We start from the raw sequence: 13,158 nt of genomic DNA on the forward strand, positions 1-13,158 counted from the left end.
TGAAGTCATGTATAAAATTTAGCAGTGATGTTTAGTCTATGCAAGCCTGCTTCTCATCAAAGGACGCTACAGACAATTATACACAGTAAAATAAACATCATATATTTCAATTAGTTAATGTGAAGTCAAGAGACACTTGAACACTAAAAGCTACCTTTTCTTCAAAGGAATTGAGAAATATCTTGGGGTGTCTTGAGCAAAAGCGGATGTCAAGTAAACAGGATGAACAAGTTAAGTACGATAGAAAATTACAGTTTTCTAGTTTAGAATAGCATGCACTAATCGACTTGAGGCAATTTGACTAAGCGGAGTTCAATAAATATCTATCACTTTATTCGCTTGTATGGCGTTCAGATTTCAATTTTGTGATTGAAGAAAAATGTGCGCGTAGCTATTCTACGTAAGCATTTTTCGGATTGAGCAAAATTGAAAGATGAGTGGCAGACAAAGATGAAGAAAGTTATAGATATTTATTGAACTCTGCTTATAAGTCAGTAAACAGAGTAAGAACTATGAAGCAAAATAACCTGGTCAAAAAAGATAGATTACTAATTATTGATTGGCTGATAGAACATTTTCCAAATGCTTTTTTTAAAAAACCCGTACAGGTGAAACCCCTGCAGATAGGAATATTCGACGATATTATTGAATTTTACGATCGACTGGAGTCACCTCCTTTTAGTAAAAAATCATTGCGGGAAGCCTTGAACTACTATAGCTCATCGCCAGCCTACCTTAGCTGTCAGAAAGTGAATACAGCTCGAGTTGATCTCTATGGCAATGAAGTAGATGTGGTGACAGAAGAACAAGCCAAATACGCTCACCAGCGTTTTCAGACTCGCTACACCAAATCTGACAAATCGAGTGTTGATTCTGAAAAAGCCGAGTAATTTTAAAGCGAGGATGCAGCGCTGCGATCGACTCGGAAACCCTGAGCCTGCACTGAATGTATATACTTGTCGTCTTTGCGAACAAAGTGAAGCAATCCAGATAGTTGCTCGAACAAAATATGAACTGGATTGCTTCGCTGACGCTCGCAAAGACGATTTAGTGGACCTATCTTTATTTATGCAAACAAGGCTGCCCGAGGATGACAGTGTAATAAACAATAGCGTTTAACATGAATGCCAGCAAGACTCAGCCTGGCTTCTCTGCACACATTAAATAGTTAATATCCACTGATTTGGCAAGCTCTGCCTGACGGCTAAAAGGATTATAATTGATTCCTTCCAGTGCAATGAGCTGCAATCCCGTGCTCCTCAGAATATCTGCCAGCTCTCCTGGTTTGATGAACTTTTCATAATCATGAGTTTGCCGGGGTAATAATCCCAAAATATATTCCGCAGCAATAATAGCGGCTCCATAAGCCTTCAAAGTTCGATTAATTGTAGAAAGAAACAGCTTGCCTCCTGGCTTTAACAAACGAAAGCAATGCTGTATTACCAGCTCAGGATTGCTGACATGTTCCAGCATTTCCATGCAGGTAACCACATCAAATGCTGGCTCCTCAAAATCCTCTATAGGGGTGACATGGTAATTAATGGAGAGATTTTGAGCAAGTGCATGGGTATTTGCGGTGACAATAGCATCATTATCGGCATCAATCCCCGTAACAACTCCCCCCTGCCCGGCTATTGCTTCAGCCAGAATACCCCCGCCGCAGCCCACATCAAGAACCCTGGCTTGGCTCAAAAGCGCATGTTTTTGGATAAATTGCAACCGCGCAGGATTAATATCATGCAAGGTCTTAAGCGGGCCGTTCTTATCCCACCAATGCCTGGAAAGGGCATTAAATTTTGAAACTTCACGCACATCGATTGTTGATTTAGTCATTTACACTTAGCAAATCCAAATGTTTAAAAAAATTCTGAACATTCTTATTCGTTATAAAGCTCAGATTATAAGGGTGCTCAGCCACCAGACCGGAAAAGGGTTTTGTCTCTTCAAGCTGTTTGGCAATATTGCCCAGTAAAATCAATTGCAATGACGGCTTAACTTCCGCGAGACGCTTAAAAAGAGAACTCATAAAAGGCCGCCACTCTCTGGCATGATATTTTACTTGCCCCTCACTGTAAACCAGGGAGGCATTCAGCAAGAGAAATCCTCTATTAATTAAACCAGTAAAGAACTCATTCGCTGTTTGCACATAATTTGTTTTATCAACTTTTTGAATAGCCTGCTGCGAAAAATCCTCACTCAGATCTCCTTTAACCAGGAGTAACATTTTTATGAAATTACGGAGCGAGGTTGCACGATTCACTTCTTTACTTAAACCGCTTTGGCTCCATATATCACTTACCGCAGCATCCCAAAATGCATAGCCATTGGCTGATTGTATTCGAGGGTAAGGAGATTCACCCAATAAAATATAATTCGTGGCGTCAAGCGGCAGGCTAAAAGCAGAGAATAAGGCCTCTTTTCCCGGAAGCCAATCGTCAGTTAGCTCCAACTGCCTGAGGTAGGCCGGGTCCATAGCAGACAAGCCTTCTTCAATGATTTCATGCCACTGATAATGGGTTGTTTCAATTAAATTATATAATGTAGAATCACGAGCCATATGTTTTTCTTGGTTAATTCAAAAGGACTGATTAAGTTTAGTTTATCAAAAATGAATAATTCATCATATTTTCTTAAGAAAACTTATTTACAATATGTAAGACTAAAATAAGAGAACAAATTTATGGCGATGTCCAGTGAGCAAATCCATAACCAGAACTGCTATCTCTATTTAAGAGGCATCGCGGAAAACGGTAAGCTACCCAGGGCTATTTATGCAATTTTTCCGCAAACGCTAAAGGAGCCTCTGACAAACATTTTACAGGCAGCCTACAATCCCAATTTTGCCTATGCCGATTTGTACCGTGATTTTTTCATTTTTATAGACCAGAACAGCAAAGCGATTGAGCTTATAAAGAGTAATCTTCAAAAAAGGCTGGACATTTTGACCGCGAGGCAAAACCTTCGACCTAACTCTGGTGGATTTTTTGATGCAAAACAGAGTATTCAAACTGGCAGCTTATCTGATTCACAGAGCGAAATTAATGTACTTAAAAAGGAAATTAGTGAACTAAATGATTTTATTCACAAGATATATGCTAATGATAATCACATTCTCGATGTAACATTCGAGACCATAAAACACATACCCGCAAATCACAAGCCGGGCGATAAAAAGAAAATAACCTCTGCAATTCGCAACCAATTGGCAAACGAGCATCCACGGGTTAATACTGCGCCGTCGCCCTCCGATGTTGACTCTTTTAAAAGCCGGGCACAAGACACTTTTGGCCGCGAGTATAAACCACAACATAAAACCAGTCTGGCAACTAAAAGAGACTACAAATATAAAAACGGGTTAACCCTGCCTGTAGAATTACGTTTCGGAACCCAGGTACAACGAGAAAAAGGCCTGACTCAAATCAGCCCTTCGTTTAAATTATGGTTAAACAATCAGTTGAGAAGGCCTCTGGACTCTCTTTTTCAATCTCCTGACCCTGCACAGCGAATTACTCATGTTTACTTTAACAATCTGGGCCGGGATCGTATTGATCCTGAAGGCAGATTGGAATGCCGTATGACCCAGACCCTTGAAGGACTTGAAAAGGACCATGACAACATTGCAGTAATCACACTGCCCGCTGACAAAGGAATATTTTCTTTTGGCGATTACCATGCCACCAACGCCAATCTGAATTATGAGAATGAATTCGAGCGATTGTTTAATATTGCAATCGGTAACTCAAACGAAGCTATAAAAGACTTCTATATCAGCCCTGAGATAAAAGAACTGCTGTACGGAACAAACGAGCAGGAGATTGTAAAAAGATTACTCCTGGGCAGTTTTAACACGATGGGAGCCACCCCTGATAAGCCATTAAGTAAAGCACAAAGACAGGCTATCTGGTTTGATTTTAACAAATTTGCCTTACCTGATCGTGTAATTAGTGAACTCAAACCTTTAACTTTTAATTTTTCCTGTAAAGATGCGATAGATCGCGCAGGGGTATCCTCCGCTTATTACAACCTAATGAAATCTATCGAGCTAGGCTCTCCAATGAGCCGCGAGGAATTTGAACGCGCTCTTCATGCTGCCCCGGCCATGGTTAAAGGACGCGGCATGAATCACCATGAAGAACTGCTGTGGAATGCAATCGATTTTTATATTAATTCAGGCTATCAACAGGTTAAACAGGATATCCCCTGGCTTGTCCAGTGGAGAGACGATAATTGTCCTCACAGACGTGCCAATGAACTTCTCCTGATACGTATACCTCAGGCGAGAATTGACTTGCAGGAGCTCAAACGCAGTACCAAAGAACTGTCTGAGCAGGCTGGTAAACTTATCGATTTAGTTGAAGAGCAGGCCAGGAAGAATACCAGCGGCAAACGTTTATTGCTGCAGGCGGTTAGTGATACCATCGATTTACTGGAAAATCCTAGTCCTGAGAAAAAACAACGTTATGAACTCCTGGCTAATCAACTGGAGGTTAAAGATCCCCGCTGGCGTGCTGCTGCCGGTATTATGAAAATAATCGCCGGAATATTCCACTATGTATTTACCTTTGGCTCCTCCAAAATGTTTAATTCGGGAGTGGCCACATTTAGAACATCTCAAAATGCCAGTGAACGCAAGCAAATTCAGCTCAGTATGAAAGAACTGGTCAGACAAAATATGGAAGATACCGAGCAGCATGATGAAAGCTCAATGCCAACAGAATTGAGTATATAGTCTTGCATGACCTCTGAAATTTGGCTAAGGTTAACTACCTTTTTTTCTGGACAATGCAATGGATCCTGTAACCAGACGTGTCCTGGTCGATTTGCGCGAAAGACAACCAGAGATGATTCAGCAGCTCCTGCGACTATGTGAGATTAACTCCGGCACCACTAATCTTAATGGACTCGCCGACATCCATAGTGAATTACATCGGGTGTTTAGCCCCCTTGCCGATTCCATTGAGTCAGTTTCTTTTCCACCTCTCCACAGCATCGATATGAACGGTAATTCACAAAGACTTGTCTGTGGGGATGCCTTATTTATCCGAAAGCGGCCGGAATTAAAAAGACGAATACTTTTAGGCGGGCATATGGATACTGTTTATCACGTAAACCATCCTTTTCAGACGCTTCGCTATCTTGATGAAAATACGATTAACGGTCCTGGGGTTGCTGATATGAAAGGCGGCCTGCTCATCATTCTGAATGCTCTCGAAATGTTTGAACAACTTCCCGAATCTCAGTCTCTGGGCTGGGATGTTTTTATTAATGCCGACGAAGAAATTGGCTCACCCGCCTCCAGCCCCTGGCTTGAGAGCATGGCGGCCAGCTATCAGGCGGGCCTCATTTATGAGCCAGCAATGGATGCTAAAGGCACACTGGCCAAAAACAGAAGGGGCAGTGGAAAATTTACCGTGGTGGCAACTGGAAAATCCGCCCATGTCGGGCGTGCTTTTGAAGAAGGGCGAAATGCAATCTGCTATCTGGCACAGGTGCTTCTTTCGATTCATGCCCTTAATGGCCAGCGAGAAGGTGTCACAGTTAATGTGGGTAAAATTGCCGGTGGAGAGGCATTGAATATGGTGCCAGATAAAGCGGTCGCCAAACTGGATATACGTGTGAGCAATTCAGAGGATGAACTGTGGATTCAACGACAATTGAATAAAATACTGGGCCAGGAAAAAAGACAGGATTATCAATTAGCAATAGACGGACAGTTTGGCAGGCCAGTAAAATTTGTCGACAGCAAAACGCAAAAACTGTTTGGATGCGTGCAGCGCGCCGGGGAAAGGCTTAATCTCGATATGGTATGGAAAGATAGCGGCGGCTGCTGCGATGGCAATAATCTGGCACAGAAAGGCTTACCGGTGCTCGATACCCTCGGCGTTCGCGGTGGTGCGATCCATAGCGATGAAGAATTCATCCTGCTCGACAGTTTGATTGAGCGGACCGCTTTAAGTCTGTTTATACTGCAGGACCTGGCTCAGGGCAGTTTGGAGGCAGTTCACTCATGATGATTTTTCGTCGCGCTTTTCTTTCTGATCTTGACTCGATTTATGATTTGGCAATGCATAGCGGTATCGGTATTACCACACTGGTAAAGGACAGGGAGTTATTAAAAAAACGCATTGAGTGGTCTTGTGCTTCTTTTGAAAAAGAAGTCAAAAAGCCGCTTAATGAATATTATTTTTTTGTTCTGGAAGATCCGGAAACGAAGAAAGTAGTCGGCACATCAGCCATTGAAGGAGCCACGGGCTTCGACAGCCCTTTTTATTCCTATAAAATTTCCCGACGAACACGATTTTGTCATTCACTTAATATTCGCAGTGACTATGAGGTCTTAAGCCTGGTTAACGATAACCAGGGAAAAAGTGAGGTGTGTACCCTCTTTCTCGACCCCTCCTATCGCCGTAATAATAATGGATTACTGCTTTCCCGAGCTCGCTTTCTTTTTATCGCTGCGTTTCCTTTGCGGTTTTCATCCACAATAATTGCCGAAATGCGTGGGATTTCAGATGAGGCCGGCCACTCGCCTTTTTGGGATCATGTTGGAAGTCATTTTTTTCATATGACTTTTTCTGAGGCCGATCGCCTGACCATTTCCACTGACAAGCAGTTTATTGCTGATTTGATGCCTCGCAATCCCATTTATGTCAAATTACTGGCGGCTGCTGCGCAATCAGTCATTGGTCAGCCCCATCAGTCAACCCTGCCGGCCATGAATATTCTTATGCATGAAGGGTTTCGCTTTTTGGGATACGTGGATATTTTTGATGCCGGTCCCACACTGGAAGCCCCTGTTGAAGAAATCAATACTATTAAAACCAGCCAATTACGAACAATTGGCAGCATAAGTGATGAGGTCAGTAGTAAATCCTATATGGTAGCTAATACCTCTTCTGATTTCCGGGCAACCCTTAGTCAAGCCATTATTACCAAAAGCGATAGCTGCATAGTGAGCAAAGAAACAGCGGAGCGGTTAAAACTAAAAAAGGGAGACGCTGTCAGACTTTCTCCTTTACATCCCGAAAAACATTAACATGAAGGACATCGATGAATACGATTTCAAATACCTCGTATAGCCACTACATTGATGGGCAGTGGGTGTCAGGGGAAGGGCCTGACTTAATCTCCATCAATCCCGCTACTAATGAGTTAGTGTGGAAAGGACATAACGCAACAGAGTTTGAAATCAGACAGGCAGCCGAAGCCGCAAACAAGGCTTTAGGACCCTGGATGAATTCAAGCGTTGAGGAGCGTATTGCCTGTCTGAAACGTTTTGCCAATACCGTTGAAAAAAAACGGGAGCAGTTAGCTGAGCTGATTTCTCTCGAAACAGGCAAGCCATTGTGGGAATCCCAGACAGAAGTTAATTCGGTCATTGCCAAAATAGCCATATCGATTCAGGCTTATCATGAGCGCAATGCTGAAAAATCAACTATAAGCCCGGAATCAACTGCAGCTTTACGATACAAACCGCATGGTGTGGTAGCTGTCCTCGGTGCTTTTAATTTTCCGGCTCACTTGAGTAATGGTCATATTGTTCCTGCCCTTCTTGCTGGAAACACCGTCATTTATAAGCCTAGTGAATTATGTCCCGCAGTAGCGATTTTGATTATGCAATGCTGGCATGAGAGCGAATTACCACAGGGTGTGATCAATTGTATTCAGGGGGATGCCAAAACAGCTCAGACGCTTTTATCCCAGCGAATTAAAGGGGTATTTTTTACAGGAAGTTATTCCACTGGCAAACGAATTAATCAACAGTTTGTGGATCGGCCCGAGGTCATTCTTGCTCTCGAAATGGGTGGAAATAACCCCTTGATTGTGGATGATATTGATGACATTGACGCTGCTGTTTATCATACGCTTTTGTCTACAATGATCACCGCAGGACAACGCTGTACCTGTGCAAGAAGAGTTTTCATTAAAGACAACGCACAGGGCAAAGCCTTTCTTGATAAGTTTACTGAAGCCTGTGACGCCTTGCTTATTGGTGATTATAAACAACGCCCTGAGCCTTTCATGGGTCCGGTTATCCGGTTTGAACATGCCCGCCAACACCTTGCAGCACAGCAAAAACTGCTTGATTCAGGGGGTAAAGCCTTACTGCAAATGAGATTATTGCAGGACGATGCCGCATTTTTATCGCCTGGAATTATTGACATGTCAGACGCCCGCTCTGTTATTGATGAAGAGATTTTTGCCCCTCTGGTCCAGGTCCATCGTTATCAGGATTTTGAAGAAGCCATTAAAATGGCAAATCAAACCAAATATGGGCTGGCAGCTGGTCTTTTAAGTAAGCATCCTGATCATTATCAATTGTTTTACAGACAGATTAATTCAGGACTTATAAACTGGAACAGGGCCACCACTGGAGCGGCCAGCAGCCTTCCCTTCGGTGGTATTGGATGCAGCGGCAATCACCGTCCCAGTGCCTATTTTGCAGCGGATTATTGTTCTTATCCCGTTGCCAGCATGGAAAGCGCTGAACTAACTAAACCAGCTCAGTTATTACCCGGAATTACTTTATGAAAAGCTATGAGTTGAATATGGATGGGCTGGTGGGACCAACGCATAATTATGCGGGTTTATCCCTGGGCAATATTGCATCGACTTCGAATGCACTCTCAATAGCCAATCCCCAGGCAGCAGCTCTCCAGGGTTTGGCCAAGATGCGCTTCCTGCATGGACTGGGCTTGAAACAGGCGGTCTTACCCCCTCATCAACGGCCTAATTTAAATCTGCTCATGCAAATGGGTTTTTATGGCAGTACTGAGCAAATGCTGTCTCAGGCGAGCCGCGAAGCGCCTGAAATTCTGGCAGCCGCTTATTCTGCATCCAGTATGTGGACAGCCAATGCGGCTACAGTGATTCCAAGTATTGATAGCAGTGATCGGCGGGTTCATTTTACAGCAGCTAATCTGATATCCAATTTACACCGGCATCAGGAAGCGTCTTTTTCCTCTCGTTTACTCAAAAAACTCTTTAATACGGATAGTTATTTCTCGCATCATTCATCCTTACCTGCAAGTGTGGTGACTAGTGATGAAGGAGCTGCAAATCATAGCCGACTTGCTGCAAATCATAATCAGGCGGGTATTCATCTATTCGTGTACGGCAAACGCGCCCTATGGTCCACCTATGCACCAGCCCCTCAGCGTTTCCCGGCAAGACAAACCTATGAAGCCTCCAGCGCAATTGCCAGAGCCCATCTCCTTAATCCGAATAAAGTAGTTTTTGCCTGCCAGAATCCACTTGCCATTGATAAGGGGGTTTTTCACAATGATGTTATTGCAGTTGCCAACGAATCGGTTTTGTTAATTCATCAGCAGGCCTTTCTCAATCAGGCAGAAGTAATCAGGGAGCTGAAAGACAAAGCTGATTTTGATCTTACTATTGTTGAAATAAATGACCGGCAAATCAGCATTGATGACGCCGTATCCAGTTACCTTTTTAATTCTCAGCTGCTGACGCTTGAGGATGGCTCGATGACTCTTGTGGCACCGAGTGAATGTCAATACAACCAGAAGGTTCATGAAACAATCAATCACATTCTGTCATCACCCAATAACCCAATCAATCATTGCTATTTCATGGACTTAAAGCAGAGTATGCGGAATGGCGGCGGCCCCGCCTGTCTGCGATTAAGGGTTTTGCTCCAGGAAGAAGAGCTTGCAGAGATGCACCAGGGCGTACTGATAAATGAATCGCTGCTCACAGGTCTTGAACAGTGGGTCAAAAGACATTATCGAGATCGCCTGCATGCTCAGGATTTCCTGGATCCTTTACTGGTGGATGAAGTCCTTATCGCTCTCGATGAGCTGACGCAGATTTTGGACCTTGGTTCAATTTATCCTTTTCAACAAGCTTGACAAACGATGTGGAAAACCTTTGCTGGCCGCTGTCTGTATCAAAGTGAAGGCGGCATTTCTGTCTACGACAATTTTATCTTTCGCTGGCTCTCGCTGGGTAGTCCGGCGATTCAAAGTTTAATTAATCTTTATAAGCCAGAAAGGCCTGGTCTGAATTATGTTAGTACGCTAATTCTTCCTGCCAGACTATTTCCCGGGCCGAGCTGCTTATTAGGATTAGGAGGAGCTGGAGCTGCGCATGCACTGTCCCCTGTTCTTACTCCCTCTACTTTGACAGCCATTGAAATCAATGAAGAAATTATTCAGGTGGCGAGAACTTATTTCATGACGGAAAGACTCAAAAATCTCAATATCATTAACCAGGATGCCAGTACGTTTATTACAAATAACAAGACGCAATTCAAGCACATTCTTGTCGACTTGTTTGATGCGCACCGCTTTCCGCCCAATTGCTATAATCCGCAGTTTTTTAATGACTGTCAGAGCGCTCTTTCAGCCAATGGCTATCTTAGCGTTAACCTGGCCAATCGCAGGGAACAATATCCCGTTTTCAAGTGGCTAAAACAGCAGTTTGACATGTCAACATTGGTATTGCCCGTCAGGAAATCAATGAATATGATTATTATTGCTGCAGACAAGCCTGCTCTGGATATACTCATTGAACAATTGAAAGCCAGAAAAATAATACGCGCTCTCGCCTGGGATCCAACCTGGAATCGCATTGCAAGAACTGATTAGAACCACTAATTGATTTGGCCAGCAAAAAAAAATCCCGGCTGCAAGCAGTCGGGATTCTAAATAAAAGCGGTGCCTTCTCTGATGGCTTATTTTGAAGAAGCGACCTGAACTTGCAGTTTGGCAATCACATCACTATGAACGTGAACTTCTACCACAAAGTCACCAATTGAGTGAATAGGACCTTCAGGCATTACGATTTCTCGTTTGCTCACTTCAACTGACTGCGCTTTCAGAGCATCTCTAATCTCACTGGCGCCTACAGAACCATACAGTTTACCTTCATCGCTTGCCATTGCATTGATAACAACAGTGATATCATTCAGCTTGGCCGCGCGTTGCTCAGCATTGCTTAATGATTGCTGAGCTTTCTTCTCAAGATCCGCTCTTCTTTGTTCAAAAAGTTCAACGTTTTTTGCTGTAGCAAAAACTGCTTTGCTTTGTGGAATCAGAAAATTTCTTCCATAACCTGGCTTAACTTTTACTTTGTCACCGAGATTACCCAGATTTCTTACTTTTTCTAATAAAATAACTTCCATTACTAAACCCCTTTTGAATTGCTGGCTTTAGAAGCCAGACGCAATCTAAAATTAAACATACTATCGAGAGAACCAAACAATATATAAACCCGTAACATTAAATCAGGTCTCATAACAAGCGGTATAAGTAACAGAGCCAGGCTAATGGCACGACCTTTTTTAGGCGTCAGACTGAACATCAGGCAAAGCCCCGCAATCATTAAATAGACGCTCAAAACAGGTAAGCAACTTATCGCCGCCAGGTTATTCAGGTATGCACCCACCATTGCAATTCCAAAAAGCCCGACAATCGGACGACTGGCTCTAAAAGCCATCAATTCTTTTTTGAATCCACCAGGATAAAAAAGAATCGACTGGATATAACGGGCAAACAATAAAGGAGCAAGTGCAGAAATCGCGATACAAGCTTCTTTAATACCAAAAAAATAACTGGCGAAAAATGATATATCGCCTGAATTCTCCTTCGGCAGATTTTCGAGTAAATCACTTGAATTCAATTTACTGAAAATCAGCAGTATGTAGTTATATTCGTTAATAATGTAATCAGGTATGATGCTGCAAGTCAGAGCTATTACCAACAAGGTTACACCCAGCGTTGCCGAAGCAACCCATTGCCAGCTTGCAGATGCCCTCAATACCATTGCAGCCAAAAAGCAAATTATATTGGTTAGCAAAATGCTAACCGCAATGTATGGTACTGAATAACTGGCATTAGCTGCCAGCATGGACGCAACCAGGCTGGTTAATAACAAGCCCACGCCGCTTCTGGCTCCCTGACGTAATGTAATCAGTGCAACAATCACCAGAGATAGCCATGAAGCAAACGGCACAAACGGAAGTGCTGCAGCCAAAGAATAGGCAAAGAGTTTATTCTTTAGCAGAAGATTTCCCTGTTTGTACAGTAATGTGCTCATACCCAATTAAATCTTATTTATGGCTATCGCAATAAGGTAACAAGCCTAAGAAGCGTGCTCGCTTGATTGCCTGCGCCAATTGTCTTTGGAATCTGGTTTGAGTACCTGTAATTCGGCTAGGCACAATCTTTCCAGTTTCAGTGATATAATTTTTTAACAGATTAATATCTTTATAATCAATTTCGTTTGAGCCTTCAGAGCTGAAACGGCACATTTTTTTTCTGCGGAAATAGGATGTAGTTGACATAGTTTAATTCCTTAGGCTGCACGAGTGTCTTTTTCTTTTTTCATCTGAACTGATTCAGTAGTGATTGCTTCATCACGTTTGATAACCATGTGACGAATAATTGCATCATTAAACTTGAATGCGTTCAGAAGTTCATTAAGCGCCGCCTGATTACATTCAATGTTCATTAAAATGTAATGCGCTTTGTGCACTTCAGCAATAGGGTATGCCAATTGTCTGCGGCCCCAGTCTTCTTTGCGGTGAATAATACCGTTATTATTGGTAACGATACCTTCATAACGCTCGACCATTGCAGGAACTTGTTCACTTTGATCAGGATGAACAAGGAATACGATTTCATAATGTCGCATAGTGTATCCTTATGGAAAAAGCCTCTCTTACTGGATGAGGCAAGGTTATAAAAAGCGAGTAAGTTTAACTCATTTTCAAACTCCGGGCAATGCTCAATTATTTAAGCGCGAAAATCACCAACGTTTGCCGATTAATCTATATACTCATAGCTCACTATAGCAGTATTATGCGCAACTGTGGCATTAACATGGCTTGTAAAGTTGCTCAAATACCTGGCAGTCCCGGGAAGCAGAACATAGCATTGCTTTTAGGGTGGTATTGATATATAACATACTAAAAAACAAGAGATTTTACATGGAAATAATAACCCTTTCATTTGAAGAGCCTTTGGCCGTATCTATCAATGGGGAAATCGTTCAGATTGTTGCGTTCAAAACCCCGGAGCATGGCAACATTAAATTTGGAGTTGAAGCCCCGCGCAGTATTAAAGTACATCGTGAAGAAATTCATCAGGCTATTAAGCAAAAAGAGAAAGAAGCCGAACTCGTAACTGAATAAGT

General features: G+C 42.8%; 14 protein-coding genes. 8 read left to right on the forward strand and 6 right to left on the reverse strand.

Annotated features, from left to right (window positions below; genetic code table 11):
• Positions 1 to 512: 512 nt before the first annotated feature.
• Complete coding sequence (locus tag B1207_RS03560) at positions 513 to 890, forward strand: ProQ/FINO family protein (RefSeq protein WP_112218669.1); 378 nt, start codon at positions 513 to 515, stop codon at positions 888 to 890.
• 247 nt (positions 891 to 1,137) lie between these two features.
• Here B1207_RS03560 and ubiG read toward each other — a convergent pair whose 3' ends face one another.
• Positions 1,138 to 1,833, reverse strand: coding sequence for a bifunctional 2-polyprenyl-6-hydroxyphenol methylase/3-demethylubiquinol 3-O-methyltransferase UbiG (ubiG, locus tag B1207_RS03565; RefSeq protein WP_112218625.1), 696 nt, complete (start codon positions 1,831 to 1,833; stop codon positions 1,138 to 1,140).
• Positions 1,826 to 2,557, reverse strand: a complete 732-nt coding sequence (locus B1207_RS03570) for a uracil-DNA glycosylase (RefSeq protein WP_112218626.1) — start codon at positions 2,555 to 2,557, stop codon at positions 1,826 to 1,828. The genes ubiG and B1207_RS03570 overlap by 8 nt, the downstream gene beginning before the upstream one ends.
• Positions 2,558 to 2,680: 123 nt before the next feature.
• Between B1207_RS03570 and B1207_RS03575 the strand changes: the two genes are divergently transcribed.
• From B1207_RS03575 to B1207_RS03600, 6 genes are read left to right on the forward strand one after another with little or no spacing between them, the layout of a single operon-like run.
• Positions 2,681 to 4,729: a hypothetical protein gene (locus B1207_RS03575; protein WP_112218627.1), complete on the forward strand. Its 2,049-nt coding sequence runs from the start codon at positions 2,681 to 2,683 to the stop codon at positions 4,727 to 4,729.
• A gap of 58 nt (positions 4,730 to 4,787) precedes the next feature.
• Positions 4,788 to 6,011: a hydrolase gene (locus B1207_RS03580; protein WP_112218628.1), complete on the forward strand. Its 1,224-nt coding sequence runs from the start codon at positions 4,788 to 4,790 to the stop codon at positions 6,009 to 6,011.
• On the forward strand, positions 6,008 to 7,036 hold the full coding sequence (gene astA, locus B1207_RS03585) for an arginine N-succinyltransferase (RefSeq protein WP_112218629.1): 1,029 nt from the start codon (positions 6,008 to 6,010) through the stop codon (positions 7,034 to 7,036). The genes B1207_RS03580 and astA overlap by 4 nt, the downstream gene beginning before the upstream one ends.
• A 14-nt stretch (positions 7,037 to 7,050) precedes the next feature.
• Positions 7,051 to 8,532: a succinylglutamate-semialdehyde dehydrogenase gene (gene astD, locus B1207_RS03590; protein ID WP_112218630.1), complete on the forward strand. Its 1,482-nt coding sequence runs from the start codon at positions 7,051 to 7,053 to the stop codon at positions 8,530 to 8,532.
• The gene (gene astB, locus B1207_RS03595) at positions 8,529 to 9,872 is read left to right on the forward strand and encodes an N-succinylarginine dihydrolase (RefSeq protein WP_112218631.1); all 1,344 of its coding nucleotides are present in this window, start codon (positions 8,529 to 8,531) and stop codon (positions 9,870 to 9,872) included. The genes astD and astB overlap by 4 nt, the downstream gene beginning before the upstream one ends.
• A 6-nt stretch (positions 9,873 to 9,878) precedes the next feature.
• Entirely contained in the window at positions 9,879 to 10,610 is a 732-nt protein-coding gene (locus tag B1207_RS03600) for a spermidine synthase (protein WP_112218632.1), read from the forward strand.
• 86 nt (positions 10,611 to 10,696) lie between these two features.
• On the opposite strand, the gene rplI is transcribed toward B1207_RS03600, so the two are convergent.
• Genes rplI through rpsF form a run of 4 tightly spaced genes read right to left on the reverse strand, consistent with a single transcriptional unit; the run spans position 10,697 to position 12,657 of the window.
• Complete coding sequence (rplI, locus tag B1207_RS03605; RefSeq protein WP_112218633.1) at positions 10,697 to 11,146, reverse strand: 50S ribosomal protein L9; 450 nt, start codon at positions 11,144 to 11,146, stop codon at positions 10,697 to 10,699.
• A gap of 2 nt (positions 11,147 to 11,148) precedes the next feature.
• Positions 11,149 to 12,060, reverse strand: a complete 912-nt coding sequence (locus B1207_RS03610) for a hypothetical protein (RefSeq protein ID WP_112218634.1) — start codon at positions 12,058 to 12,060, stop codon at positions 11,149 to 11,151.
• Positions 12,061 to 12,073: 13 nt separating this feature from the next.
• Positions 12,074 to 12,307: a 30S ribosomal protein S18 gene (gene rpsR, locus B1207_RS03615; protein WP_058508109.1), complete on the reverse strand. Its 234-nt coding sequence runs from the start codon at positions 12,305 to 12,307 to the stop codon at positions 12,074 to 12,076.
• A gap of 11 nt (positions 12,308 to 12,318) precedes the next feature.
• Positions 12,319 to 12,657, reverse strand: coding sequence for a 30S ribosomal protein S6 (rpsF, locus tag B1207_RS03620; protein WP_058508108.1), 339 nt, complete (start codon positions 12,655 to 12,657; stop codon positions 12,319 to 12,321).
• A gap of 295 nt (positions 12,658 to 12,952) precedes the next feature.
• On the opposite strand from rpsF, the gene B1207_RS03625 reads away from it, so the two are divergent.
• Positions 12,953 to 13,156 carry a carbon storage regulator gene (locus tag B1207_RS03625; RefSeq protein WP_112218635.1) on the forward strand — a complete coding sequence of 68 codons (204 nt, stop codon included), beginning with the start codon at positions 12,953 to 12,955 and terminating at the stop codon, positions 13,154 to 13,156.
• Positions 13,157 to 13,158 lie beyond the last annotated feature (2 nt).

The sequence above is a fragment of the Legionella quinlivanii genome (assembly GCF_003265995.1).
GTDB classification, from domain to species: domain Bacteria; phylum Pseudomonadota; class Gammaproteobacteria; order Legionellales; family Legionellaceae; genus Legionella_C; species Legionella_C quinlivanii_A.

What these genes read in the sequence shown, in the direction of transcription:
- B1207_RS03560 (WP_112218669.1), top strand. Translation starts at nt 513, where the DNA reads ATGAAGCAAAATAACCTGGTCAAAAAAGATAGATTACTAATTATTGAT.
- ubiG (WP_112218625.1), bottom strand. Translation starts at nt 1,833, where the DNA reads ATGACTAAATCAACAATCGATGTGCGTGAAGTTTCAAAATTTAATGCC.
- B1207_RS03570 (WP_112218626.1), bottom strand. Translation starts at nt 2,557, where the DNA reads ATGGCTCGTGATTCTACATTATATAATTTAATTGAAACAACCCATTAT.
- B1207_RS03575 (WP_112218627.1), top strand. Translation starts at nt 2,681, where the DNA reads ATGGCGATGTCCAGTGAGCAAATCCATAACCAGAACTGCTATCTCTAT.
- B1207_RS03580 (WP_112218628.1), top strand. Translation starts at nt 4,788, where the DNA reads ATGGATCCTGTAACCAGACGTGTCCTGGTCGATTTGCGCGAAAGACAA.
- astA (WP_112218629.1), top strand. Translation starts at nt 6,008, where the DNA reads ATGATGATTTTTCGTCGCGCTTTTCTTTCTGATCTTGACTCGATTTAT.
- astD (WP_112218630.1), top strand. Translation starts at nt 7,051, where the DNA reads ATGAATACGATTTCAAATACCTCGTATAGCCACTACATTGATGGGCAG.
- astB (WP_112218631.1), top strand. Translation starts at nt 8,529, where the DNA reads ATGAAAAGCTATGAGTTGAATATGGATGGGCTGGTGGGACCAACGCAT.
- B1207_RS03600 (WP_112218632.1), top strand. Translation starts at nt 9,879, where the DNA reads ATGTGGAAAACCTTTGCTGGCCGCTGTCTGTATCAAAGTGAAGGCGGC.
- rplI (WP_112218633.1), bottom strand. Translation starts at nt 11,146, where the DNA reads ATGGAAGTTATTTTATTAGAAAAAGTAAGAAATCTGGGTAATCTCGGT.
- B1207_RS03610 (WP_112218634.1), bottom strand. Translation starts at nt 12,060, where the DNA reads ATGAGCACATTACTGTACAAACAGGGAAATCTTCTGCTAAAGAATAAA.
- rpsR (WP_058508109.1), bottom strand. Translation starts at nt 12,307, where the DNA reads ATGTCAACTACATCCTATTTCCGCAGAAAAAAAATGTGCCGTTTCAGC.
- rpsF (WP_058508108.1), bottom strand. Translation starts at nt 12,657, where the DNA reads ATGCGACATTATGAAATCGTATTCCTTGTTCATCCTGATCAAAGTGAA.
- B1207_RS03625 (WP_112218635.1), top strand. Translation starts at nt 12,953, where the DNA reads ATGGAAATAATAACCCTTTCATTTGAAGAGCCTTTGGCCGTATCTATC.